Annotated in this window: 22 protein-coding genes and 2 pseudogenes; 18 read left to right on the forward strand and 6 right to left on the reverse strand. The window is 70.3% G+C overall.

Translation table 11 applies throughout. The features are described from left to right. The first annotated feature begins 69 nt into the window (after nt 1–69). Nucleotides 70–1,734: a DNA alkylation response protein gene (locus ACWD5D_RS36795; protein WP_451377151.1), complete on the forward strand. Its 1,665-nt coding sequence runs from the start codon at nt 70–72 to the stop codon at nt 1,732–1,734. 248 nt (nt 1,735–1,982) lie between these two features. Here the strand turns inward: ACWD5D_RS36795 and ACWD5D_RS36800 are convergent, their stop codons facing one another. Continuing rightward, entirely contained in the window at nt 1,983–2,564 is a 582-nt protein-coding gene (locus ACWD5D_RS36800; RefSeq protein ID WP_451377152.1) for an Rv1733c family protein, read from the reverse strand. Between the two features lie 277 nt (nt 2,565–2,841). Between ACWD5D_RS36800 and ACWD5D_RS36805 the strand changes: the two genes are divergently transcribed. Then, nucleotides 2,842–3,927 (forward strand): WD40/YVTN/BNR-like repeat-containing protein, encoded by a 1,086-nt coding sequence (locus ACWD5D_RS36805; protein ID WP_451377153.1) that lies wholly within the window; start codon nt 2,842–2,844, stop codon nt 3,925–3,927. Between the two features lie 2 nt (nt 3,928–3,929). Beyond that, nucleotides 3,930–4,028, forward strand: a pseudogene (locus tag ACWD5D_RS36810) (uracil-DNA glycosylase); the annotation flags it as partial. Between the two features lie 338 nt (nt 4,029–4,366). Here ACWD5D_RS36810 and ACWD5D_RS36815 read toward each other — a convergent pair. Then, nucleotides 4,367–4,852, reverse strand: a complete 486-nt coding sequence (locus ACWD5D_RS36815; RefSeq protein ID WP_451377154.1) for an Lrp/AsnC family transcriptional regulator — start codon at nt 4,850–4,852, stop codon at nt 4,367–4,369. Nucleotides 4,853–5,087: 235 nt separating this feature from the next. Here ACWD5D_RS36815 and ACWD5D_RS36820 point away from each other — a divergent pair, with 235 nt between their 5' ends. The 10 genes from ACWD5D_RS36820 to ACWD5D_RS36865 are packed head-to-tail and all read left to right on the forward strand — an operon-like array spanning nt 5,088 to nt 12,865. Beyond that, nucleotides 5,088–5,987, forward strand: coding sequence for a polysaccharide deacetylase family protein (locus ACWD5D_RS36820; protein ID WP_451377155.1), 900 nt, complete (start codon nt 5,088–5,090; stop codon nt 5,985–5,987). Continuing rightward, nucleotides 5,984–7,078, forward strand: a complete 1,095-nt coding sequence (locus ACWD5D_RS36825) for a C45 family autoproteolytic acyltransferase/hydolase (protein ID WP_451377156.1) — start codon at nt 5,984–5,986, stop codon at nt 7,076–7,078. Before ACWD5D_RS36820 ends, ACWD5D_RS36825 begins: the two co-directional genes overlap by 4 nt. Continuing rightward, nucleotides 7,066–7,509 carry a VOC family protein gene (locus ACWD5D_RS36830; protein ID WP_451377157.1) on the forward strand — a complete coding sequence of 148 codons (444 nt, stop codon included), beginning with the start codon at nt 7,066–7,068 and terminating at the stop codon, nt 7,507–7,509. Before ACWD5D_RS36825 ends, ACWD5D_RS36830 begins: the two co-directional genes overlap by 13 nt. Next, nucleotides 7,506–8,267, forward strand: a complete 762-nt coding sequence (locus ACWD5D_RS36835) for an SDR family NAD(P)-dependent oxidoreductase (protein ID WP_451377158.1) — start codon at nt 7,506–7,508, stop codon at nt 8,265–8,267. The genes ACWD5D_RS36830 and ACWD5D_RS36835 overlap by 4 nt, the downstream gene beginning before the upstream one ends. A 17-nt stretch (nt 8,268–8,284) precedes the next feature. Beyond that, a complete protein-coding gene (locus ACWD5D_RS36840; RefSeq protein WP_451377159.1) occupies nt 8,285–9,334 on the forward strand; it encodes a Rieske 2Fe-2S domain-containing protein in 1,050 nt (349 codons plus the stop codon). Then, a complete protein-coding gene (locus ACWD5D_RS36845) occupies nt 9,318–10,250 on the forward strand; it encodes a PDR/VanB family oxidoreductase (protein ID WP_451377160.1) in 933 nt (310 codons plus the stop codon). The genes ACWD5D_RS36840 and ACWD5D_RS36845 overlap by 17 nt, the downstream gene beginning before the upstream one ends. A 32-nt stretch (nt 10,251–10,282) precedes the next feature. Continuing rightward, entirely contained in the window at nt 10,283–11,695 is a 1,413-nt protein-coding gene (locus tag ACWD5D_RS36850; protein WP_451377161.1) for an APC family permease, read from the forward strand. Next, entirely contained in the window at nt 11,692–11,856 is a 165-nt protein-coding gene (locus tag ACWD5D_RS36855) for a hypothetical protein (protein WP_451377162.1), read from the forward strand. The genes ACWD5D_RS36850 and ACWD5D_RS36855 overlap by 4 nt, the downstream gene beginning before the upstream one ends. 47 nt (nt 11,857–11,903) lie before the next feature. Next, nucleotides 11,904–12,317: a hypothetical protein gene (locus tag ACWD5D_RS36860; RefSeq protein WP_451377163.1), complete on the forward strand. Its 414-nt coding sequence runs from the start codon at nt 11,904–11,906 to the stop codon at nt 12,315–12,317. Continuing rightward, on the forward strand, nt 12,212–12,865 hold the full coding sequence (locus ACWD5D_RS36865) for a hypothetical protein (RefSeq protein WP_451377164.1): 654 nt from the start codon (nt 12,212–12,214) through the stop codon (nt 12,863–12,865). Before ACWD5D_RS36860 ends, ACWD5D_RS36865 begins: the two co-directional genes overlap by 106 nt. 218 nt (nt 12,866–13,083) lie before the next feature. Here the strand turns inward: ACWD5D_RS36865 and ACWD5D_RS36870 are convergent, their stop codons facing one another. Further along, the gene (locus ACWD5D_RS36870; protein ID WP_451377165.1) at nt 13,084–13,761 is read right to left on the reverse strand and encodes a uracil-DNA glycosylase; all 678 of its coding nucleotides are present in this window, start codon (nt 13,759–13,761) and stop codon (nt 13,084–13,086) included. A gap of 49 nt (nt 13,762–13,810) precedes the next feature. Between ACWD5D_RS36870 and ACWD5D_RS36875 the strand changes: the two are divergent. Both ACWD5D_RS36875 and ACWD5D_RS36880 read left to right on the forward strand, forming a co-directional pair. Next, nucleotides 13,811–14,101, forward strand: a pseudogene (locus tag ACWD5D_RS36875) (uracil-DNA glycosylase); the annotation flags it as partial. 385 nt (nt 14,102–14,486) lie between these two features. After that, nucleotides 14,487–15,410, forward strand: a complete 924-nt coding sequence (locus tag ACWD5D_RS36880; RefSeq protein ID WP_451377166.1) for a sirohydrochlorin chelatase — start codon at nt 14,487–14,489, stop codon at nt 15,408–15,410. Nucleotides 15,411–15,525: 115 nt separating this feature from the next. On the opposite strand, the gene ACWD5D_RS36885 is transcribed toward ACWD5D_RS36880, so the two are convergent. Both ACWD5D_RS36885 and ACWD5D_RS36890 read right to left on the reverse strand, forming a co-directional pair. Next, nucleotides 15,526–16,557 (reverse strand): lactonase family protein, encoded by a 1,032-nt coding sequence (locus tag ACWD5D_RS36885; RefSeq protein ID WP_451377167.1) that lies wholly within the window; start codon nt 16,555–16,557, stop codon nt 15,526–15,528. A 107-nt stretch (nt 16,558–16,664) separates the two neighbouring features. Beyond that, on the reverse strand, nt 16,665–18,143 hold the full coding sequence (locus ACWD5D_RS36890) for an FUSC family protein (RefSeq protein ID WP_451377168.1): 1,479 nt from the start codon (nt 18,141–18,143) through the stop codon (nt 16,665–16,667). A 701-nt stretch (nt 18,144–18,844) separates the two neighbouring features. Between ACWD5D_RS36890 and ACWD5D_RS36895 the strand changes: the two genes are divergently transcribed. Next, nucleotides 18,845–19,015 carry a helix-turn-helix domain-containing protein gene (locus ACWD5D_RS36895; RefSeq protein ID WP_451377169.1) on the forward strand — a complete coding sequence of 57 codons (171 nt, stop codon included), beginning with the start codon at nt 18,845–18,847 and terminating at the stop codon, nt 19,013–19,015. A gap of 297 nt (nt 19,016–19,312) precedes the next feature. Then, on the forward strand, nt 19,313–19,639 hold the full coding sequence (locus tag ACWD5D_RS36900; protein ID WP_451377170.1) for a hypothetical protein: 327 nt from the start codon (nt 19,313–19,315) through the stop codon (nt 19,637–19,639). 115 nt (nt 19,640–19,754) lie between these two features. Here ACWD5D_RS36900 and ACWD5D_RS36905 read toward each other — a convergent pair whose 3' ends face one another. Then, on the reverse strand, nt 19,755–20,006 hold the full coding sequence (locus tag ACWD5D_RS36905) for a hypothetical protein (RefSeq protein ID WP_451377171.1): 252 nt from the start codon (nt 20,004–20,006) through the stop codon (nt 19,755–19,757). 269 nt (nt 20,007–20,275) lie between these two features. On the opposite strand from ACWD5D_RS36905, the gene ACWD5D_RS36910 reads away from it, so the two are divergent. After that, entirely contained in the window at nt 20,276–20,956 is a 681-nt protein-coding gene (locus ACWD5D_RS36910) for a hypothetical protein (protein WP_451377172.1), read from the forward strand. Nucleotides 20,957–21,066: the final 110 nt, after the last annotated feature.

Raw genomic sequence — 21,066 nt, forward strand, 5'->3', positions numbered from 1 at the left:
GCACGTACTGTACGTGCGCCTCCTTGTTGCATCATTGCTACAGTCGCACGGACAGTGCAACATGGCCGTATGGTCTCGATACCCGCACAGTCGGCGCAGCCGCGGCACGCCACCCACGACGTCACCAACCAGCCCCCGCCCCTGGCCCCCTACGACGCCTCCGACGACCGGGCCCTGCTGGAGGGGCTGCGCCGGGAGGGCGCCGGCCGGGCCGAGGACGACATCCGGCGGCTCGGGCTCCGCGCGGGCGGGGAGGAGGCCCAGGAGTGGGGTGAGCTGGCCAACCGGCACGAGCCGGAGCTGCGCACCCACGACCGCTACGGCCACCGTGTCGACGAGGTCGAGTTCCATCCCAGCTGGCACCACCTGATGCGGACCGCGGTCGCCGAGGGCCTGGCCGGCGCCCCGTGGGCGGACGACCGGCCCGGCGCGCACGTGGTCCGTACCGCGGGCGGGCTGGTATGGGGGCACACGGAGGCCGGACACGGCTGTCCGACGTCGATGACGTACGCCGCCGTACCCGCCCTGCGCGCCACGCCGGACCTCGCCAAGGTCTACGAACCGCTGCTCACCAGCCGCGTGTACGACCCCGAGCTGCGCGTCCCCACCGAGAAGCCCGGCCTGCTCGCCGGGATGGGCATGACCGAGAAGCAGGGCGGCTCCGACGTACGGACGAACACCACCGTGGCCACGCCGACCGGCGAGCCCGGCGTGTACACCCTGCGCGGGCACAAGTGGTTCACCTCGGCGCCCATGTGCGACGTCTTCCTGGTGCTGGCCCAGGCGCCGGGCGGCCTCTCGTGCTTCCTGGTGCCGCGCGTTCTTCCGGACGGCAGCCGCAACACCTTCCGTATCCAGCGGCTCAAGGACAAGCTCGGCAACCGCTCCAACGCCTCCTCCGAGCCGGAGTTCGACCAGACGGTGGCCTGGCTCGTCGGCCCCGAGGGGCGGGGCGTGAAGACGATCATCGAGATGGTCAACTGCACCCGGCTGGACTGCGTGATGTCCTCGGCGACCCTGATGCGCAAGACGCTGGTCGAGGCGGGCCACCACGCGCGCCACCGCAGCGCGTTCGGCGCCCGGCTGTTCGACCAGCCGCTCATGCGCAACGTCCTGGCCGACCTGGCCCTGGAGTCGGAGGCGGCGACGACGCTGACGCTCCGGCTGGCCGGGGCCGCGGACCGGGCGGTGCGCGGGGACGCCGGGGAGCGGGCCTTCCGGCGCATCGCCACCGCCGTCGGCAAGTACTGGGTGACCAAGCGGGGCCCGGCGTTCACCGCCGAGGCCCTGGAGTGTCTGGGCGGCAACGGGTACGTGGAGGAGTCCGGGATGCCCCGCCACTACCGGGAGGCTCCGCTGCTGTCGATCTGGGAGGGCTCGGGGAACGTCAACGCGCTCGACGTGCTGCGCGCGCTGGGTCGTGACGCGGAGACCGCCGACGCCCTGTTCGCGGAACTCGCGCTCGCGCGCGGGGCCGACGCGCGGCTGGACACGGCCGTGGCCGGGTTGAAGGTTCAGCTGGCCGAGACCGACCAGGTGGGTGCCCGCCGGCTGGTCGAGCGGATGGCGCTCGCCCTGCAGGCCTCACTCCTGGTCCGGCACGCCCCGCACGCGGTCGCGGACGCCTTCTGCGCGACCCGGCTGGGCGGCGACTGGGGGCACGCGTTCGGCACGCTGCCCGCCGGAACCGACCTGGACGCGATCCTGGAGCGGGCCCTGCCCGACCGGAGCTGATCCCTCGGCGGCCGGCGCCCCGTGCGGCCGGCCCGCTGTGCGGGGCGCGCGGGTCCGTACGGACAGAGCCGTACGGACCCCGGAGGCCCCGAGGCCGGAACCCGGAGGCGAGAACCGGGAGTCCGGAACCCAGAGACCGGCGGCCGGAGGCGAGAACCCGGAGTCCGGAGGCCAGAACTCAGAGACCGGCACCCGCAGACCAGAACCCGGAGGCCACGACCCCGAGCCCGGTTGCCGCGGTCCTGTCCTCAGCCGATCGTGCTGCCCCACTGCGGCCCGAACCGGGCCCATTCCGCGTCCCAGTGGTCCAGGCGCCGTCGTTCCAGGCGTCCGCGCACAACGAGCCCGCCGATGAAGGGGACGACGCCCGCGCTGACGCCGACCAGGCCGCCGATGAGGGCGGCACGGAAGCCGGCCTCGGAGGCGGCGGCGGGGCGGGTGACAAGGTGGCCTTGGGGGTCGGTCCACACGGTGACCGGGGTGCCGGCTCTGCTGCCCAGCGGGACGCGCGCCTCACCGGTGCGGGCCGAGCCGTCGGGCAGGGTCCAGCGGACCTTGGCCCACACCCGCTCGGCGACCGAGATCCTCGCGGCGGGTCCGCCGGGTGCGTGGCCGACGACGCGGGCGACGGTGGGACGCCAGGTGGCGCGTTCCGTGGCCAGTCCGCGCTCCACCGACCGGGCCGCCCCGAGGCCGGCGGCCAGGCCGACCAGGGCGGCCAACAGCCAGGCGGCGAGCACGACCCAGGCCTCCACCACATCGGCCCGGCGCTTGAGCGGGTTGCGCCGCCAGCGCCACAGCCACACCTTCGGACCACGGAACGCCTTCAAAGGCATCCTCCTCACGAGCGCACCGACGAGCCGGACCGCCCTTCCGTACGGGCGAGTCCGCCCCGCTGCTCACGCCGAGCCTCCGTCCGACGGTCGCACGAGAGACCCCTTGCGCGCAGGCGCATCCGGGAACGGACCCGGCCGATCTCCGCGACAGGCCGAGGACACCTCTGTGACCTGCGACGACACCGGCTCTCGGGGTGACTGTCAGTGGTGGGGTGCAGACTGGCCGATATCTGACGACTACCTGGACGACGACGTCCCGGAGGTGATCGGCATGACCGAGGTTCTGCTGGCGGTAGGCACCCGCAAGGGCCTTTTTCTCGCGCGACGGCGCGGTGGGATCTGGGAGTTCGACGAGGCTCCCCACTTCAACGCGCAGGCCGTCTATTCGGTCGCGATCGACACCCGGAGCGGCACACCGCGCCTGCTGGCGGGCGGCGACAGCGCGCACTGGGGCCCGTCGGTGTTCCACTCCGACGACCTGGGCCGCACCTGGACCGAGCCGGCCCGGCCCGCCGTCAAGTTCCCCAAGGACACCGGCGCTTCGCTGGAGCGGGTCTGGCAGCTGCACCCGGCCGCCGCCGAGCCGGACGTGGTGTACGCGGGCACGGAACCGGCCGCGCTGTACCGCTCGGAGGACCGCGGGGAGAGCTTCGAGCTGGTGCGTCCGCTGTGGGAGCACCCGACCCGCTCCCGGTGGGTGCCGGGCGGCGGCGGTGAGGGCATGCACACGGTGCTCACCGACGCACGCGACCCGCGGGCGGTGACCGTGGCCGTCTCCACGGCCGGGGTGTTCCGCACCGCGGACGGCGGGGTGAGCTGGACCCCGTCCAACTCCGGCGTCTCCGCGGTGTTCCTGCCGGAACCGAACCCCGAGTTCGGCCAGTGCGTGCACAAGGTGACGCGGGACGCGGTGAACCCGGACCGGCTGTACCTGCAGAACCACTGGGGCGTGTACCGCAGCGACGACGCGGGCGCGCACTGGACCGACATCGGCGAGGGCCTGCCGTCCACGTTCGGCTTCGCGGTGGCCGCGCATCCGCACCGGGGCGACACGGCCTACGTCTTCCCGATCAACGCGGACAGCGACCGGGTTCCCGCCGGCCACCGCTGCCGGGTCTACCGCACGACCGACGCGGGCGCGCACTGGGAGCCTCTGTCCAAGGGGCTGCCGGAGGACGACCATTACGGCACCGTGCTGCGCGACGCGCTGTGCACGGACGACGCGGATCCGGCCGGGGTCTACTTCGGCAACCGCAACGGCGAGGTGTTCGCCTCGGCCGACGACGGCGACAGCTGGCAGCAGTTGTCCGCACACCTGCCGGACGTGCTGTGCGTGCGGGCGGCGGTGATCGCCTGAGGCCGGCGGGGCAGAACGTCCTGCGCGTCTTCCAGCAACCCTTCAACGGGGTACGGGTCCTGATCGTCGGTCAGGATCCGTACCCGACCCCGGGGCATGCGAGAGTTGCAGAAGTACTGGAATCCCCTTACACGGATCTGACCACAGTGGACCAGGGTTGGGGGGCTCGTGCCTATCGCAGTGCCCCTCCATGCCTTGCCCTCGACCGTGCTCCGGCGGTCAGGCGTCCTGGCGCGGCCCGCCCTGTCGGAGCTGCTCCACGAGGGCGAGGACCAGAGCTGGTTGGCGCACTGTTGCTTGTTCCACGTCGCGTCCTGCCGGGCGCGGGCGCCTTCGAGAAGGACCACGGCGCCGACATGCCCCCGGCCCAGCGCCCCTGGCCGACACCGAACGCATCGCCGCCGAAGTCCGCGCTCCGTACGTGAAGGCGGGGCGGCACTCAGCCGCAATCCGCAGCAGTGGCGTTACCGCGGACACCGTTTTTGTCGAACCACAGTTTGTGTACGGCGATTTCGAGGGTGCACTCCGTTTCCATCACACCTTCCAAGGGCCGGACCCGCTCTTGGAGGAACCGCCACAGTTCGGCGTCGTCGGCGGTCAGGACCTGGGCGAAGACATCGGCCCTGCCGAGGGTCGTCGAGACGTAGCTGACCTCGGGGCAAGCAGTCAGCAAGTCAACGACACTGTTGTGGTGCTCGGGTGCCACCTTGAGGAAGAGCAGGGCCAGGCGGGCGGAGCCGAAGCGGCCGGGGTCGGCGAAGGCGGTGATCTTCAGTACGCCCGCGTCCTCGAGGCGGCGGTACCGGCTGCGAACCGTGCCTTCTGACACGTCGAGCGACCGGGCGATTTCCCGGAACGCCCGGCGCCCGTCCTGCTCCAGCTCCGCGATGATCGCGCGGTCCAGGTCGTCGAGTTCGGCGGTCATGGCCTGATCTTAGAGGTCGAACGCGCTCGCGGTCACGCTTTGCGTGACCCGCGGCGGCACCTGCGACTGCATTGCGCACAGAGCCTCCGCGAATCTGCGCATTGCGTAGTGCAGACCTCTTGCGTTCACGCGTAGCGAGCCCTACCGTCTCATCATCACGCAATGCGCATCACAGCACCTTGTTTGCTGATCGAATGCGTAGCGAAGGACGTGTATGGATACGCAAGGAGTCAGCATGCCCCTTCCGCGCTCTGCCCTATCCGCGGCGTCGCCTGCGGAGCTCGATCTCGCCTGGCCCGACGGCGCCGAGGCAGCCGTCTCCTTGACCTTCGACGTCGACGCCGAGGCCGGCTGGCTCGGTGAGGGCGAGGCGTACGCACGCCGGCTGACCACGTTGTCGGAAGGACGCTACGGAGTCGTCCGCGGCATGCCGCGCATCCTGCGTCTGCTGGCCGAGTACGGCATGCGGGGCACGTTCTTCGTGCCCGGTCATACTGCCGAGCTGTATCCGCGGCTGGTGGAGGACATCCTGGCAGCCGGGCACGAGGTCGCCCATCACGGCCACCTGCACCTGCGCAGCGACAGGGTGTCCGCCGGGGAGCAGCGGGCAGAGATCGAGAAGGGCCTGACCTCGCTCGCCGCGGTCGGGGCGCCTGTGCCGACCGGGTACCGGTCGACGTCGTGGGAACTGACCCCGGAGACGTTCGGCCTGCTCATCGAGTACGGCTTCGGCTACGACTCCTCGTGCATGGGCGACGACCGCCCCTACTACGAGACGCATGAGGGCCGTTCCGTCCTTGAGCTGCCCGTGCACTGGTCGCTGGACGACTGGCCGCGTTACGGCTGGAACATCGACACCGGCGGCAACACGGCCGCCCCCGGAGAGCTGTACTCCTCCTGGAGCACCGAGTTCGAGTGGGCCAGGGCCGAGCGGCGGCACGTCTGCTACACCATGCACCCCGAGGTGATCGGCCGTCCGCAGCGTTTCGCCGAATTCGCCCGGCTCGTCGAGACCGTGGCCGATGACGGCCATGCCTGGACCGCGCCTCTTGCCGAGGTCGCTGCGCACGTTCGCCCGCTGATGCCCCCACCGGACGCGACGGCAGACATCCCCGCTCCGGCGGTGGGCCCGTGAACAGCGCCGGCCACACCCGGTTCGTCTCGGCCGTGGCCGGCCCCCGTGAGCGGGGTATCGAGTTCGGCGAGACGTGGCGCGACCGTGTCGCCGGCACCGTCGACGGCTACCGGGAACTCTTCGCACGCGCAGGCGTGCGGGATCGCCACGCCGCGGGGACCCGTGCCCTGCTGGCCGTCGAGACCTGGGCCCCGTACCTCGCCGCCGAGATCCGGGGCATCGCCCAGGGCGCCGGCCTGCCCGTCGAGGAGATCGCGGCGATCAACGCCCGAACCGAGATCCTCGCGAGCACCCGCACGGGGGGCGAGTGCTCGACGATCGTCGCGCTGCGCGACGGCGACGAGGAGCCGGTGGCCGTGCAGAACTGGGACTGGTACGCGGGCCACGCGGCGAGTTGGCTGGAGTGGGAGATCTGGCACCCCGACGGGCGGCGCACCACGACCCTCACCGAGTACGGGATCGTGGGCAAGATCGGCGTCAACGATCGCGGTGTGGGCTGCCTGTTCAACATCCTCCACCACCGCGCCGACACCGGGGCGCACGGCGTACCCGTGCACGTGGTCGCCCGCCGGCTGCTCGACGAGTCCGACACCGTCACCGACGCTCTGCGCGTCATCGGCGGGGCACCGGTCTCCGCCTCCACCACGATCACCGTGGTCGGCGGGCGACGGGCCGGACGAAGCGCCGTGGCCGCCGAGCTCTGGCCCGAGGGCCCCGGGCACGTTCTGCCCGATCCTGACGGGCTGCTCCTGCACACCAATCACTTCCTGAGCCGGCCCGGCGCGGACGGTGACACCGAGCCCCGCACCGACCCCGACACCCTCGTGCGCTACGAGGTGCTCCGCCGGACCCTGCACGGTCGCGGCCGGGACCTCACGGCGGGCGAGGCTCTGGCAACGCTGGCCGATCACAGCGGGGGCGTGTGCGTGCACGCCCCTCACGGACGCGGCGACGTCTTCCAGACCCTGGCCGCCGTCCGCATCGACTTCACCACCCGCGGGCTGGACATCCACCCCGGCCCGCCCTGCCGCACCCGCGGCGACCGACCGAGCACGACAGCACAACCTGGGAGCGAGACATGCTTCAACTGAAGCGCATCGACAACATGGACATCCTCACACGCGACGTCGGACGGCTCGTGGACTTCTACCACGGCGTACTGGGACTCGGCTTCCACCTGCCGTACGCGCCCGAGGAGGAGTGGGCCGCGATCGACCTGGGCAACGTGACGCTCTACCTGTTCAAGTCCGAGACCGGCGAGCACGCACCGCGGCGCACCGAGGTCAACGCGCAGAATGCGCCCGGACTCGACTCGTTCGCGTTCGAGGTGGACGACCTCGACATCGCGTACGCGGAACTGGACGGCCGCGTCGAGTGGGTCACCGATGAGGAGATCGTCTGGAAGCACCCCTCGGGCGTCTGGTACCGCTACCGGCCGTTCTACGACCCCGACGGCAACATGCTCTACGTCACGGAGCCGCACCGCGCCGGTGCGGCCGGGCAGCACGGGGCCGAGGCATGAGCGCTCTCGCCACCGGCTCCCTCGCCGGCCGCAGAGCCCTGATCACCGGTGCCGCGCGCGGCATGGGTCGCACCCACGCCCTCGCCCTTGCCGCACGCGGCGCGGCCGTCGCCCTGGCCGACCTCGACGCGGAGGAACTGCATCGAACGGTCGCCGAGGTCCGGCAGGCCGGAGGTAAGGCCGAGCCCTTCGTCGCGGACATCACCTCCCGTGAGCGGGCCGAGGAGCTGATCACCCGCGCCGCCGACGCGCTGGACGGCCTGGACATCCTGGTGCACAACGCCGGGCTGATGTTCTCCATGACCGGCCTCGCCGAGACCGACGACGCCGACTTCGAGCGGCTCCTCGCGGTGAACGTCCGCGCCCCGCTGTATCTGACCCGGGCCGCGCTGCCGTACTTGCGCACCAGTAAGGCCGCCCGCGTCATCTTCGTCTCCTCGCAATGGGGCCAGGTCCCCGATGGCCACTCCTACGGCTACATGGTCTCCAAGGCCGCGCAGCTCGGCCTGATGAAGACCCTCGCCCAGGAGTTCGCGAGCGAGCGGATCTTGGTCAACGCCGTGGCACCGGGCGCCGTGGCCACCCGGATGGTGCCTGACTCCAACTACGAGGCCGAGGTCGCGGCTGTGCCCATCGGACGGCTCGCCCAGCCCTCGGAGATCTCCGAGGTGGTGGCCTTCCTCGCCGCCGACACCGGCGGTTTCATCACCGGCCAGACCATTCCCGTCAACGGCGGCGCGCTCGTCGTCGGTATCTGACCCCCAGGAGGACTCCCGTGTCATCCAACCCCACCAAACGTGACCAGGCCGAGCGGGCCATGCGTCACTCATGGTTCCCCGTCGCCCGCTCCACCGACCTCGCCACACCGCAGGCCGCGACCCTCCTCGGCGAGAAGCTCGTCGTCTGGCGCTCCTCCGACGGAACGGCACGTGTCAGCGCCCGGCGCTGTCCCCACCGGGGCGCCGACCTGTCCCAGGGCGTCGTCACCGACGGGTCCATCGGCTGTCCCTACCACGGCTGGCGCTTCGACGGCGCCGAAGGCCACTGCGCCTACGTCCCCTCGCTCGCCGACCAGTCAGGCATCCCCCCGAAGGCATCGATCCGCACCTACCCGGCCGTCGAACGGTTCGGACACGTCTGGACGGTCCTCGAAGACCCGGTCACCGAGCTGTACGACCCCGAAGAGTGGCGCGACCAGGACCTGGTCTGGCTCGCCGCCGAACCTCTCCCGTCCCGTACGGGGGTCGCCGTCGCGATCGAGAACTTCCGGGACGTGGCCCACTTCCCCTTCGTGCACCAGGTCTCCATGGGGCCGACGCCCGAGGTCGTCGAACCGCTCCAGGTGCGCCGCGACGGCATCGACGTCCATATGAACCACCAGCTGGACGCAGGCTCCGGCGACTGGGCGGCACAGGGCGACTGCCTCATGGCCTACCACTGCACCGCACCGGGCTTCGCATCCATCAGCTACCACTACGCCACAGCCGGCCTGCGCGTGGTGGCAGGCTTCCCCTCCCCGATCTCCTACGAGGAGGTACGGATCTTCTGGGGCGTCGCCAACGAGCGGGACTTCAAGGGCGCGTCCCTGGAGGAGTGCCTGCGGGTCGAGGAGATGGTGTACCTCGAAGACCTGCCGATCACCGCGAACATCGAACCGCGCGAGGTGCCCTGGGACGCCGAGGTGCCCGAGTTCTCCGCTCCCGCGGACCTGTTCACGCTCAACTACCGGCGCGCCTTCCACGAGCTCATGCGCAGGACCGCCGACCTGGTGGAGGCGGGGGCGCGGCACGACGCGGGGGAACGCCACCATGCCCCGATCCGCTGACACCCCGCGCGAGTTGCGCGTCCACACCAGGGAGTACGCCGCCGAGGGCGTCGTCGCCCTCACCCTGGTCGACCCGGCCGGCGGCCCGCTGCCGGCCTGGACGCCCGGCGCCCACGTCGACCTCCACCTCGCCGGGGGGACCGTACGCCAGTACTCCCTGTGCTCCGATCCCGCGGACCTGTCCCGGTACCGCATCGGTGTGCTGCGCGTCCCGGACGGTCGGGGCGGCTCACGGCGCGTCCACGACGAACTGCACCCAGGGACACTGCTGGCGGTCTCCCCGCCCCGCAACCAGTTCGCCCTGGTCGAGGACGCCGACGAGTACATCCTGGTCGCGGGCGGCATTGGCATCACACCGCTGCTGCCCATGGTCCGCAGGCTCACCGCGCTCGGCCGTCCCTGGCGGATGCTCTACGCCGGCCGCTCACGCACCACGATGGCGTTCCTCCGGGAACTGCCCACGCGGAACGTCACCCTCGTTCCCGAGGACGAGGCGGGCCGTCCCGATCTTGCCCGCTACCTCGCACCGCACCCGGCGGCGACGGTGTACGCCTGCGGTCCCGGCGGCCTGCTCGACGCCGTCCGCGACCTGCACCCCGGGCCGGTGCACACCGAACGGTTCACCGCCGCTCCGGCGACGGCCGACGGGGACGCCTTCACCGTCGTGCTCGCCCGGTCCGGCACCGAGGTCGTCGTCCCCCCGGGGCGTAGCGTGCTCGACGCGGTGCGCGACGCCGGGGTACCGGCGCCGTCCTCCTGCGAGATGGGCATCTGCGGCACCTGCGAAACAAAAGTCCTCTCCGGGACCCCGGACCACCGCGACGACCTGCTCACCCCCGACGAGCGGGCCACGGGCGATTCCATGATGCTCTGCGTCTCACGCAGCGCGGACGCCCGCCTCGTCCTCGACCTGTAAGCCCCGCCTCCGCACCCCTGAAGGGGACACCCATGTCCGATGCTCCGCCCACCGAGCCACGTGCGCCAGGAGAAGACATCACACCCGCGCTGCCGAAGAGGATGCGCTGGTACGACGGTTTCGCCCTGTCCCTGACGATGCCGGCAGCACTGGTCGCCTCGCTCGGCGGCTCCATCAGCGGCCTCGGCGCCTGGGGCGCCGTGGCACTGTGGTCGATCGCCATGGTGCTCGCCGCAGTCACCAACTGGATCTACACCGAACTGGCCGCCATGTTCCCCGAGTCGTCCGGGGGCATCGCCCACTACGCGACCGAAGGCTGGAAGCGGCGCGCCCCCGTCGTCGGGCCCCTGGCCTCCTTCGGATACTGGTTCCCCTGGACAACGGCGCTCTCCGTCTACGCGGGGATCGTCGGCTCACTGGTCCAGGCCCAGTGGTTCCCGGAGCAGCAATGGAACCTGTCTCTCGGGCCGGTCGAGATCAGCTTCCCGATCCTCATCGGGCTCGGGGTGATCGTGCTCCTGTTCGCCGCGGCGATGGTCGGGCTCCACGCAGCGATGTGGGTCGTCTACCTCACGGGCGGCATGCTGCTCGTGCCGCTGTTGGTGTTCATGGCCGGCCCCTTCCTCAGCGGGAAGTGGGACGCCTCACGGCTCCACTGGAACCTCCACGGCGCGGCAGGTCTGCACGAGGCTCTGGTCTGGCTGTACATCATGGCGTGGACGTGCTTCTGCGTGGAAGTGTGCGCCACCTTCGCGCCGGAGTACCGGGACACCGTCCGGGACACCTCACGGGCACTGCGGGCCGGCGCGCTGTTCGGCCTCGGCGTGTTCGTGCTCATGCCGCTCGCCCTGGCGGGATACGTGGGCGAAGGGCCGATCGCGCACGACCCGACGACGTTCTACGTCGCGGCCTTCCGGGACCTCATCGGCGGCGGGGCCGATCTGATGGTGGTGTTCCTGATCGGCTCGCTCCTCCTCATCATGGTCACCGGCCTCGCGGACGGCTCACGGGTGCTCTACACGATGGGCGTCGAAGGAACCACGATCCGTCAGTTCGGCGTGCTGAACAAGCGGGGCGTGCCGGTACGGGCGCTGGTCGTCGCGCTGGTCCTCAACATCCTCACGCTGACGGTGCTGAAGAGTCCCCTGGCGATCATCGTGGCGGGCAACCTCGGATACATCCTCACCCACGTCCTGGCGCTGTCGGCCTTCGCGCTGCTGCGCCGGGACCGCCCGGACGCCGCACGACCGATCCGGCTGCCCCCGGTCTTCGTCCCCATCGCCTGGGTCCTGGCCGCGATGCTGAGCGTGATCCTCGTCGTCGGCGCCACCGGCTTCTCGGTGAGCGGCTACGGCGGACTCACCGAACTGGCCGTCGCGCTCGGGGTGCTGGCAGTAGGCGTCGCCCTGTGGCTGTACCGAACGCGGGTACAGGACCGCGGGTGAGCCAGGTGTGGAAGTTCGCCAGCGGCGGCTCGGTGAACGGCGGGGCGGCGATCTCCAACGGATCGGTGTTCTGGGGCTCGGGATACTGCGGCACCCTGTGCTTCGGCACGCCTACTCAGCCGCTCAACAACAACAAGTTCTATGCGTTCGGTGCGCAGTGACCGGCCGCCGGATGAATGGGACTGACGAAAGGGCTATGTCTGTGAAGGTGTCCAGGACATGGAGATTCCTCGGTGTCCGAGCTGCGGCGGCGATGCTCGCCGTGCCGGTCGTCGCCGTCGCCCTCGGTACGCCGAGCGCGTTCGGCGCGGCCGCCCATGACGGCGGCACCGGCGCCGTCATCACGAACGTGCACACGGTGGCGACGTTCGACTATGCGGCCGGCGGGCAGCCGGAGAACGTCAGCGTCAACCCGGACGGCTCGCTGACCGTCTCGCTGCTCGGCTTCCTCACCGGCCAGCCGCCGCAGCTGATCTCGATCAGCGCATCGGGGCAGCGCACGGTGCTGGTCACAGCGTGCTGTCCGGGGACCCGGCACGCTCGGGCATCTGGCGGCTGCCCCCGGGCGGCACCCCCGAGCGCTTCGGCGCGCTGCCGGCCGGCCAGTTCCTCAACGGGCTGACGATCGACGCGGCGGGTCGGAACCTCTACTCGGCCGACAGCCTGGCCGGGACCATCTGGACCGTTCCGACGTCGGGCGGGCCGGTCCGGGCCTGGCTGGTCGACCCTGCGCTCGCCCCCGCCGACCCGTCTCCGGGACACTTCGGGCTCAACGGCGTGACGTACCACAATGGCGCGGTGTGGGCGTCCAACACCGACCGGGGGACGCTGCTCCGGATACCGGTCACGGCCGACGGCGGACCCGGGGCCGTCGCGGTCGTCGCCGGAAACCTGCCGGGGGTCGACGATTTCAAGTTCCTGTCCAACCGCTCCGACGTGGCGTTCGTCGCCCTCAATGGGGTGAACGAGGTCGCGGCGGTGTTCCCGGACGGGACGTCGAAGGTGGTACTGACCGCCGCCGACGGGCTGGACTCGCCGACCGACACCGCGGTGCGCGGCAATCAGCTCTTCGTCACCGACGGCGGCGGCGCCGCGCCGCACCACGCGCAGCTGCAAAGCGGGACGATCAATTTCACGGCGCTGTTCAGGGGTGAGGGCATCACCTCGTAGCGTCGGGGTTCTGTGAAGGCCGTCGGCTGTCCCCGTGCTCCCTTCATGGGGACAGCCGACGTCCGCGCCTTGGCGCGGCCCGCACGGCGGCAAGCTCCATCAGATCTGACGGGGCCTGCCGCCGTCCGGGATCAGTCGCGATCATGCTTCGTGCCGAAAACGTCGGAGCACACGCCGAGTCGGGCCGCCCGTCCGCGAGCCGTCACACGCACCACGGCTTACGGCAGGCGCCAGTCCACCGGCTGGGCATCCTGCTTGACGAGCAGGTCGTTGGCCCGGCTGAACGGACGCGAACCGAAGAACCCGCGGTCCGCCGACATCGGCGACGGGTGCGCGGACTCAATCGCCGGAAGATCCCCGAGCAACGGCCGCAGATTACGCGCGTCCCGCCCCCACAGGATGGACACCAGCGGCTTGCCACGTGCCGTCAGGGCCCGGATCGCCTGCTCGGTGACCTCCTCCCACCCCTTGCCCCGGTGCGCGGCAGGCTTGCGGGGGGCCGTCGTGAGTGCCCTGTTGAGCAGCAGCACCCCCTGCTGCGTCCATGGCGTCAGATCTCCGTTGGACGGCCGGGGCAGCCCCAAATCGGTGTGCATCTCCCGGAAGATGTTCTCCAGGCTCCCCGGCAACGAACGCACCTCGGGCGCCACCGCGAAGCTCAACCCGATCGCCATCCCCGGCGTGGGATAGGGGTCCTGGCCGACGATCAGGACGCGAACGTCATCGAAGGGCTGCTGGAAGGCCCGCAGGACATTCGCCCCGGACGGAAGGTAGGTCCGGCCCGCCGCTATCTCCTCCCGGAGGAAGTCCCCCATCGCCGCGATACGTTCAGCCGCAGGTTCAAGAGCTTTCGCCCAGCCTGCCTCAACAAGTTCATGCAAGGGTCGTGGTGCCACAGCGCGTCACCCTACTGGCACGAACCGGGGATCCGCACAGATGCACCAGCTGCCCCAGCCCTCGAACGGCGACCTCACGCCGTGGACCCAGCAGGGCGTGCTGCTGCTCAACAGGGCGCTGACCACGGCGCCGCGCAGTCCCGCCGCCCATCGCGGAAAGGGCTGGGAAGAGGTCACACAGCAGGCGATCCGCGCGCCGGCCGCGCGTGGCAAGCCGCTGGTGTCCGTCCTGCGGGGTCGTGACGCCCGTAACCTGCGGCCGTTGCCCGGCAACCTGCCGGCCGTGGAGTCCGCGCACCCCTCGCCCATGTCGGCCGACCGCGGGGGCTCCGCCTCGCGGGTCGCCGGCGGTGTCCCGGACGGCAGCTCCTCCGCACAACCGGCCTGCGCCAAGGAGCCGTTCCGACCCGTGCGGGAGCTTCCCCGTCTGCTCCGCCCGCGCACGACACCGTCGCGGCCGGCATCGTGCGAGCGGCGACCGGCTGCACGGCCGCGTCCGGATCGCGACGGAGCCGCAGCCGGGCGGCTCACTCTGCGGGGTGAACGGACCATGCCGTACACGGTCACCGTAAAAGGGGGTTGACACCGACGGCAGCCCATATATCCGGCATGTGACCCGAACATGTGCCATCCATGCACAACTCATCAGACAAAAGGGGACGGATACCGCTCACCTGCACCCTCCCCGAACAGAGGAGCCCACGAAGCCAGTAACATGCGGCGCCATGAGCTCCCCCACTGGGCCCGCGTCCGGCCTGCCAGTACGAATGCCGCGACCCCGCCAGCCTGGACGGCACCGCCGGCCGGAACCGCTGGTGGCTCCCGAGGACGCCCCCGCGTTCGTCCTCGCCGTGCCCGGCACGCCCAGCGCCGCCACTCGCAGCCTCGCCGAGGAGGTCGTGAGCATCGCCCGCTCGGAGCTGCCCGGCCTGGACGCCCGGATCGGCTACCTGGACGGGGACGACACCGAGTTCCCGACCCTCCGCTCCGTGTTGGCGCACACCGCCGAGGAGCGCACCGCCCGCTACGAGCAGGCCCGCGCCGCCGGTGTCGACGCCAAGGAGCCGGACGGCCTGGTGGCCGTGGTCGTCCCGCTGCTGGCCGGCCCGGACAGCAGCCTGCTGCGCCAGATCCGCCAGTCCGTGATGGACAGCCGGGTCGCCGCCGAGCTGACCGATGTCCTCGGCCCGCACCCGCTGCTCGCCGAGGCCCTGCACGTACGTCTGTCCGAGGCCGGTCTGGCCCGCGCCGACCGCGCCCGTCTGTTCACCGTGGCCACCGCCGCGGACGGCATCATCCTGGCCTCCGTGGGCGGCGACGAGGCCGTGCAGGCGGCCGGGATCACCGGCATGCTGCTCGCCGCGCGCCTGGCCGTGCCGGTGATGGCGGCGGCCCTGGACCAGGAGGGCTCGATCGCGTCCGTCGCCGAGCAGCTGCGCTCCTCGGGCTCGCAGCAGCTGGCCCTCGCGCCGTATCTGATCGGCCCGGAGATCGACGCCGCGCTGCTGGCCGCCGCCGCCCAGGAGGCGGACTGCGCCATGGCCGAGCCGCTCGGCGCCTACCCAGCGATCGGCAAGCTCGCGCTCGCCAAGTACACGAACGCGCTGGGCATCGCCCCGCAAGCCGCGCAGGGCACGCCGGTCCGCTGACCCGGCACGACCCGGCATACGCACGTCGAAGGGCCCGCTCCGATTCCCGGAGCGGGCCCTTCGTCGTCGGGTTCGGGCCGGGCTCGGCCGTCTTCCCCGTGAACCGTGCCGGGCGTCAGTCGAAGATCACGCAGGACGCCGCGGCGACCTCCACGGAGCCGTCGTAGCGTGGCAGCCCGGTCGGCTCGTCGATCGCGAACCAGGTCACGTCGCCGGAGCGTTCGTTGGCCGCGTAGAGGTAGCCGCCGTGCTCGGCAAGGGCGCGCGGCCAGTGGCCGCCGCTCGGCACTGTGCCGATCAGGCGCAGGGCGTCTCCCGCCACGCGGAACACGGACAGGACGTCCTCACCGCGGGTCGCGGTCCACACGAAGCGGCCGTCGGGGGACACGACGATCCCGGAGGGGTACGCGTCGCCGGCCGGGGCGCCGGGCAGGACCATGACCTCGCTCAGCGGCTTCAGGGAGCCGCCGGCGGCGTCCCAGCGGCAGACGGTGACGGTCGGGGTGAGTTCGTTGACGACGTAGGCGTGCTCGCCGTCCGGGTGGAAGGCCAGGTGGCGGGGGCCGGAGCCGGGGCGCAGGGCGATCTCGCGGTGCAGGACGGGGGCGCCGCCCTCCAGGGTGCACACGCGGACCGAGTCCGTGCCGAGGTCCACACTGACGGCCCAGCGGCCGCTGGGGTCGGCCTGCACCTGGTGGGCGTGCGGACCGCGCTGGCGCCGGTCGTGCGGCCCGGAACCGGTGTGCTGGAGCACTCCGGAAGGCGCTGCGGCGAGGGTGCCGTCCGGGCGCACCGGTACGGCGGTGACGCTGCCGGAGACGTAGTTGGCGGTCAGGACGTGTCCGGCGTACAGGCCGAGGTGGGTGGGGCCGCCGGCGTCGACCGGGACGGGCGGCCCGGCGGGCTCCAGCTTGTCGCCGCGTACCCGGTAGGCGGCCAGGGCGCCCTCGGCCGTCTCGCTGACCGCGTAGAGCATGGTCCCGTCCGCCGACAGGGCCAGGTAGGACGGATCGGGCACCGTGCCGAGACTGCCGGTGAGGACCAGCGCGCCGGTGCCCGGACGGACCTCCGCGGTCACCAGTCCGGGGCCGCCCGCCGCCGTGAACGAGCCGATGAACGCCTTGTGCCGCCTGCCGCCTTCTGCCACCGCTGTCCCCTCTCGGTCCGAGCCAGTGCCGACGGTAGCAGTCGATCACCTTCGGTCTAGACCATATGGAGGACGCGCGGGTGTTCCGCCGCCGGTGGCGGCGGTCCTCAGGCGCCGACCAGCGGCGATCCGGTCGGGGCCCGCAGCGGTTCGGCCAGGTCGGCGAGGGCGCGCTCCAGGCCGTGCAGGTGGGCCAGGGCAGGCTCGGCCGGGGCCTCGGCGGGCCGGTGGACGTGCTCGGAGCCGCCCTCGGTGAGCGCCTCCACCGCGGCCTCCACACGCCAGCAGGCGGCGGCCAGCCGGACGTCGTTCGAGGCCTCGGGGTCGGCGGCGACGGCGACCAGGCCCCGGATCTCGCGGGCGCAGTCGTCGAGCAGCTCAATGACCTGGCGGGCACGGGATTTCCGAGCACGGAAGGGAGTCAAAGGGTGCATCAACGGAGCGAGCGCCATTCGTACCCGGCCGAGCAGCAGTTCCAGTTCGGCGGCGTGCGGGGCAGGGTCGCCCTTCGGGTCTCCAGCGAGGCGAGCGGTCGCTTCGGCGGTGGCCGCGTGGACGCGGTGCAGTGCCCGCTGGATCCAGGCATCGTTCGTGGCGTGCGTGGTGACCGGCAGGACGAGGGCCACGGCCAGCGCGGCACACAGCGCGCCCACACCGGTCTCTTCAAGCCGGAGCCCGAGCAGGCTGAGGTCCAGCACGCCCAGCAGGCCGTAGAGCAGGCTGGCCATAACCGTCACTGCCAGCATCATCCAGGAATACGAGACGGCGGCGGTGTAGAAGATGCCGAAGACACAGACGGCAACGAGGGCGGCCGTCGGCGCGGGCGCGCCATGCAGCGGGATGGCGACCAGCAGGCCGACGGCGATACCGATCACAGTTCCGAAGACCCGGCGGAAACCGCGGACCAGGGTTTCGCCGCGAGAAGCCGTGTTGACGAAGATCCACCAGACAGTACCGACGGCCCAGTACCAGCGCTCTTCGGAGAGCAGCTGCCCGACCAGAAGCGCGAGAGTCGAGGCAGCAGTGGCCTGGAAGGCTTGCCGGGTGGTGGGCCGCGCCAATCCGCTGCCGGGCAGGGCCGGCGGGGCTGCCGCGGGTGGGGTGTAACGCTCTATGGGCCAGAGCACGAAGCGCATGGCACCGGCCGAGAAGAGGGCAAGGCTTATGGCGGCGTACAGCTCGGGCAGCTGAACGGGAACCGCGTGCAGGAACTGCGGGATGAAGAAGTTCATGAACGCGAAGATCCCGAGCGCGTGGCCCCGCGGGCCCCAGCGGCGGGCGTAGACCCCACAGAAGACGACGGCCAGGAACGCGGCGTCACGGGCCGGGGCGATGCCGTGCAGCGTGGTGGCAAGCGCCAGCACGGGGAATCCGGCGATAGGAAGCAGGGCGGTGGTGAGCCGTTGGCCACGGACGGTCGCATCGGTGACCGTGAAGAGGGTGAGAAGTGCCGCGAGCCCTCCGGCGATCGATGCGGTGAGCGACAGCCCGCAGAGTTCGGAAACGGCGACGGCGGCGGCGACACCGATGACAGCACGGATCGCGTTCCGCAGCCTCAAGCGCCCCGGGTCCGGAGCCACGAACATCCTTTTCACGGCGGTGCGCCGCCCCCCTCATGGTGGTACGCGTCCTGCCGACGGTCGTCCCGGGTGGCGGACAACAAGCAGGCACGACGAAGGCACCGCGGTCCGGAACCGGCTTCGTCGCCGTCCGGCGCTACGCGGCGCCACAAGTACATGGATAGGACAAAGGTAACCACCGCCCTACCCATTGGCTCAACTGTCGCACCATTGACTGCACCAATGGCACAGCTGATCCGTCTCGATGTCGACCGCTGGGAGGCCAACGGATCAGACTTCACCCAGGCCCTGGGCAACATCTGACCTCCCCTACCGGACTCTGGTAGCCACGCGCCACGCCCATCTGCGATCTCACGGCGACTTCCGCGCATCTCACTTGGCCGGCTCCCCGACGAATTGTGAAGACGTACCCGATTCCGGCTCACAGCGAGCCAGTCCGCCCAGCGCCCGTGAACCGACCGCCATGGACACCAAACCTGCCGGCGGACCGACCGTATATAGCAGTGAATCCCCGGTTATGGAAACCGGGGATGCTCCGGAACATAGGGGTCGCCCGTGTGCGATACGTGGCAGTAGCGCATTGCGGAAGATGTTGACCGATACCCGTCTGAAGGACTCCGATGCTCGACGCCGCGAATACCCCTCCTGATGGCATCCAGCCTTCGCCCAACCCTCCTCGAAGGGCCCACCGAGTGGAGGCCGTCCTCATGGATACCAATGAGCTCGCAGCGATGCTGAACATGTCGGCAAGCTGGGTCTACCGGGAAGCGGCAAAATTGGGACTAAAGGGCTACAAACTCGGTAAAGGTCGAAATGCCAAGGTTCTGTACAAAAGGACCGAGGTCCTTAAGTGGCTTGAGCAGCAGAAGATCCACTGAGGATTGGGACTCTCAACCACATCCACAGCCGAGATCGACCACGACGGCCAGACGGCTTAACGGTCGTCGTGGCCGGCACCTCGCGTCAGGGTGGAAGAGCCGCGCCCGGGCCGGTGCGGGAGCAATGCTCAGGATACGAAGCCGGACGCCGCCTGGTGGTCCGCAACGGTCACCACCGACCCCTCACCGTGACCACCGCCGCAGGTCCCATCGAAGTCACGGCCCCGGCGGGCACCCACTTCGAGAATGGCCATCTGGTCGAACGCACCGAGACCCTCGCGGCCTGAGGAGAATGTGATGACCGCCTTCGACACCTACGGCACGAACACCCACACGGCCCAGGAGTTGTCCGACCTGCTCGCCGGCCGACTCACGGTGACCTTTACCGAACGCGATAGCGACTACCTCGGCGTCTACTTCCTCGCCACGCTCGCCGACACCACCCGCATCCACGTCCAGCCGAACGCCATTCCTGGAGACGACGGCGAAGACGACCTCTACGAGGGTGAGTATCTCGAGGTGTCTGTACTCCTCCTCGTCACATCACCGGATTCCGCCGAGCCCCTTAACCGCGAGCTCTCGGCGGTCGAAGGACTCACCCGGCTCCGATCAACTCGAAGTTGAGAAACCGCTGATCCACAGGTATTGACAATTACTCGCCAAGGCGCTCCTGTTCCGCAGGGTGGGTATCCTCCGCGCTCGGCCTAAGAGTTGTCCCGTAATCCCCCGAGGCTGAGGATCATGCTGTGTCCGGGGCGGCGCTGATGGCACCGGCCGAGCGGAGCGAACGCCCGAGGTCTCCGGTGAGGATGCGGGGATGTCGCCGCCACCACCACAGGTCGGGGCCGGGCAGCCTGTGGAACTGGTCGAGTGCTTGGCCGTCGTCGTCGATGGTCGCGGCCTTGTACCGGTTGTCCAGGGCTTTGATCTGCGGGGTCCAGAGCTGGACGATGTGTTCGTCCAGCAGGAGCCACGCCTCAGGGCAGCCCACGCGTCCACCCGACAGGTTCCGCGCTCAAGCGCGCCATGTTCAGTCGAACCTCGTTCCGGCTCCTCCGGATCCGCACCCTCACCCATCCGTGATCTTTCAGAGCCACTTTCAGGGCTCTGAATGTCAGCGGAGGCGCTCAGGTTGGACGATGCACAGGCGGCGGTCAGCGAGTTCAGAACCACTGAAGCACCACGCCACATGGGTCGTTGATCAGTAGGCTGGCGCACCGACTATCAGATCATGTCACCACGACGAGGGCGGGGGGCTTCGTGTCGGATGCAGTGCTGAATGTCGTGATCGGGCTGATCACGAGCGTAGTCAGCGGCGGGTCCGTCTGGGCCTGGAAGCGCGTGAGCACCACTCGCATACTGCACCAAAAGCAGGCACTCCTTGGTCTACGGCCCGGTGCACCGTGCGTCATCATCCTGAACAGCCACTGGCAGATGCCCAGCGTCACCGAGCACGGTGATGTCTACGCGATCATCGAACTTGCGATGCTCGCCGAGGAGTCAGGGTGTGCGTTCTCCCTCGTTGCCGCAGAAGCACCTGAGCTGAATGGGGATCGCACCGAACTCAGCATCGGTGGCCTTGGATCGAACCGGCGCAACGTCGAGTATTTGGCGAGGCACCTGCCCGGGGTGAAGGTCAATCAACGCGGTGACTTCACCGTCGGTGGTCAGCGCTTCCTCCACAAGCAGGGACGAACGGACCATGCCCTGGTCGCGAAGTTCACCCCTCCTCAGTCCGCACAGCCGGTCCTCATGATCATGGGGCAGTCGGCGATCGCCAACCGCGCGGCAGTGCACCTGCTCAAGCGCGACTACAAGCATCTCTCCAAGGAGATCGAGTCCCTCAATCGATTCTGTCTCATGCTGCGAGTCGATGCGGCGGATACCTACGGGTACCAGGCCGTCCAAGTCGTTACCGACCTGTCGGCTGTCGCGTTCTAACGCAGCTGCGCTCCTGCGGAGACCGGGTTCGGCCAGCAAACGCGTTCACGGGGCTGACCTGGCCTTTCGCGGACTTCCGGTCAGAGCCGTTTCCAAAGAGCCTCAACATC

Source organism: Streptomyces sp. NPDC002520, assembly GCF_053595235.1.

What these genes read in the sequence shown, in the direction of transcription:
- ACWD5D_RS36795 (WP_451377151.1), top strand. Translation starts at nt 70, where the DNA reads ATGGTCTCGATACCCGCACAGTCGGCGCAGCCGCGGCACGCCACCCAC.
- ACWD5D_RS36805 (WP_451377153.1), top strand. Translation starts at nt 2,842, where the DNA reads ATGACCGAGGTTCTGCTGGCGGTAGGCACCCGCAAGGGCCTTTTTCTC.
- ACWD5D_RS36815 (WP_451377154.1), bottom strand. Translation starts at nt 4,852, where the DNA reads ATGACCGCCGAACTCGACGACCTGGACCGCGCGATCATCGCGGAGCTG.
- ACWD5D_RS36820 (WP_451377155.1), top strand. Translation starts at nt 5,088, where the DNA reads ATGCCCCTTCCGCGCTCTGCCCTATCCGCGGCGTCGCCTGCGGAGCTC.
- ACWD5D_RS36830 (WP_451377157.1), top strand. Translation starts at nt 7,066, where the DNA reads ATGCTTCAACTGAAGCGCATCGACAACATGGACATCCTCACACGCGAC.
- ACWD5D_RS36835 (WP_451377158.1), top strand. Translation starts at nt 7,506, where the DNA reads ATGAGCGCTCTCGCCACCGGCTCCCTCGCCGGCCGCAGAGCCCTGATC.
- ACWD5D_RS36845 (WP_451377160.1), top strand. Translation starts at nt 9,318, where the DNA reads ATGCCCCGATCCGCTGACACCCCGCGCGAGTTGCGCGTCCACACCAGG.
- ACWD5D_RS36850 (WP_451377161.1), top strand. Translation starts at nt 10,283, where the DNA reads ATGTCCGATGCTCCGCCCACCGAGCCACGTGCGCCAGGAGAAGACATC.
- ACWD5D_RS36880 (WP_451377166.1), top strand. Translation starts at nt 14,487, where the DNA reads ATGAGCTCCCCCACTGGGCCCGCGTCCGGCCTGCCAGTACGAATGCCG.
- ACWD5D_RS36890 (WP_451377168.1), bottom strand. Translation starts at nt 18,143, where the DNA reads ATGTTCGTGGCTCCGGACCCGGGGCGCTTGAGGCTGCGGAACGCGATC.
- ACWD5D_RS36895 (WP_451377169.1), top strand. Translation starts at nt 18,845, where the DNA reads ATGGATACCAATGAGCTCGCAGCGATGCTGAACATGTCGGCAAGCTGG.
- ACWD5D_RS36900 (WP_451377170.1), top strand. Translation starts at nt 19,313, where the DNA reads ATGACCGCCTTCGACACCTACGGCACGAACACCCACACGGCCCAGGAG.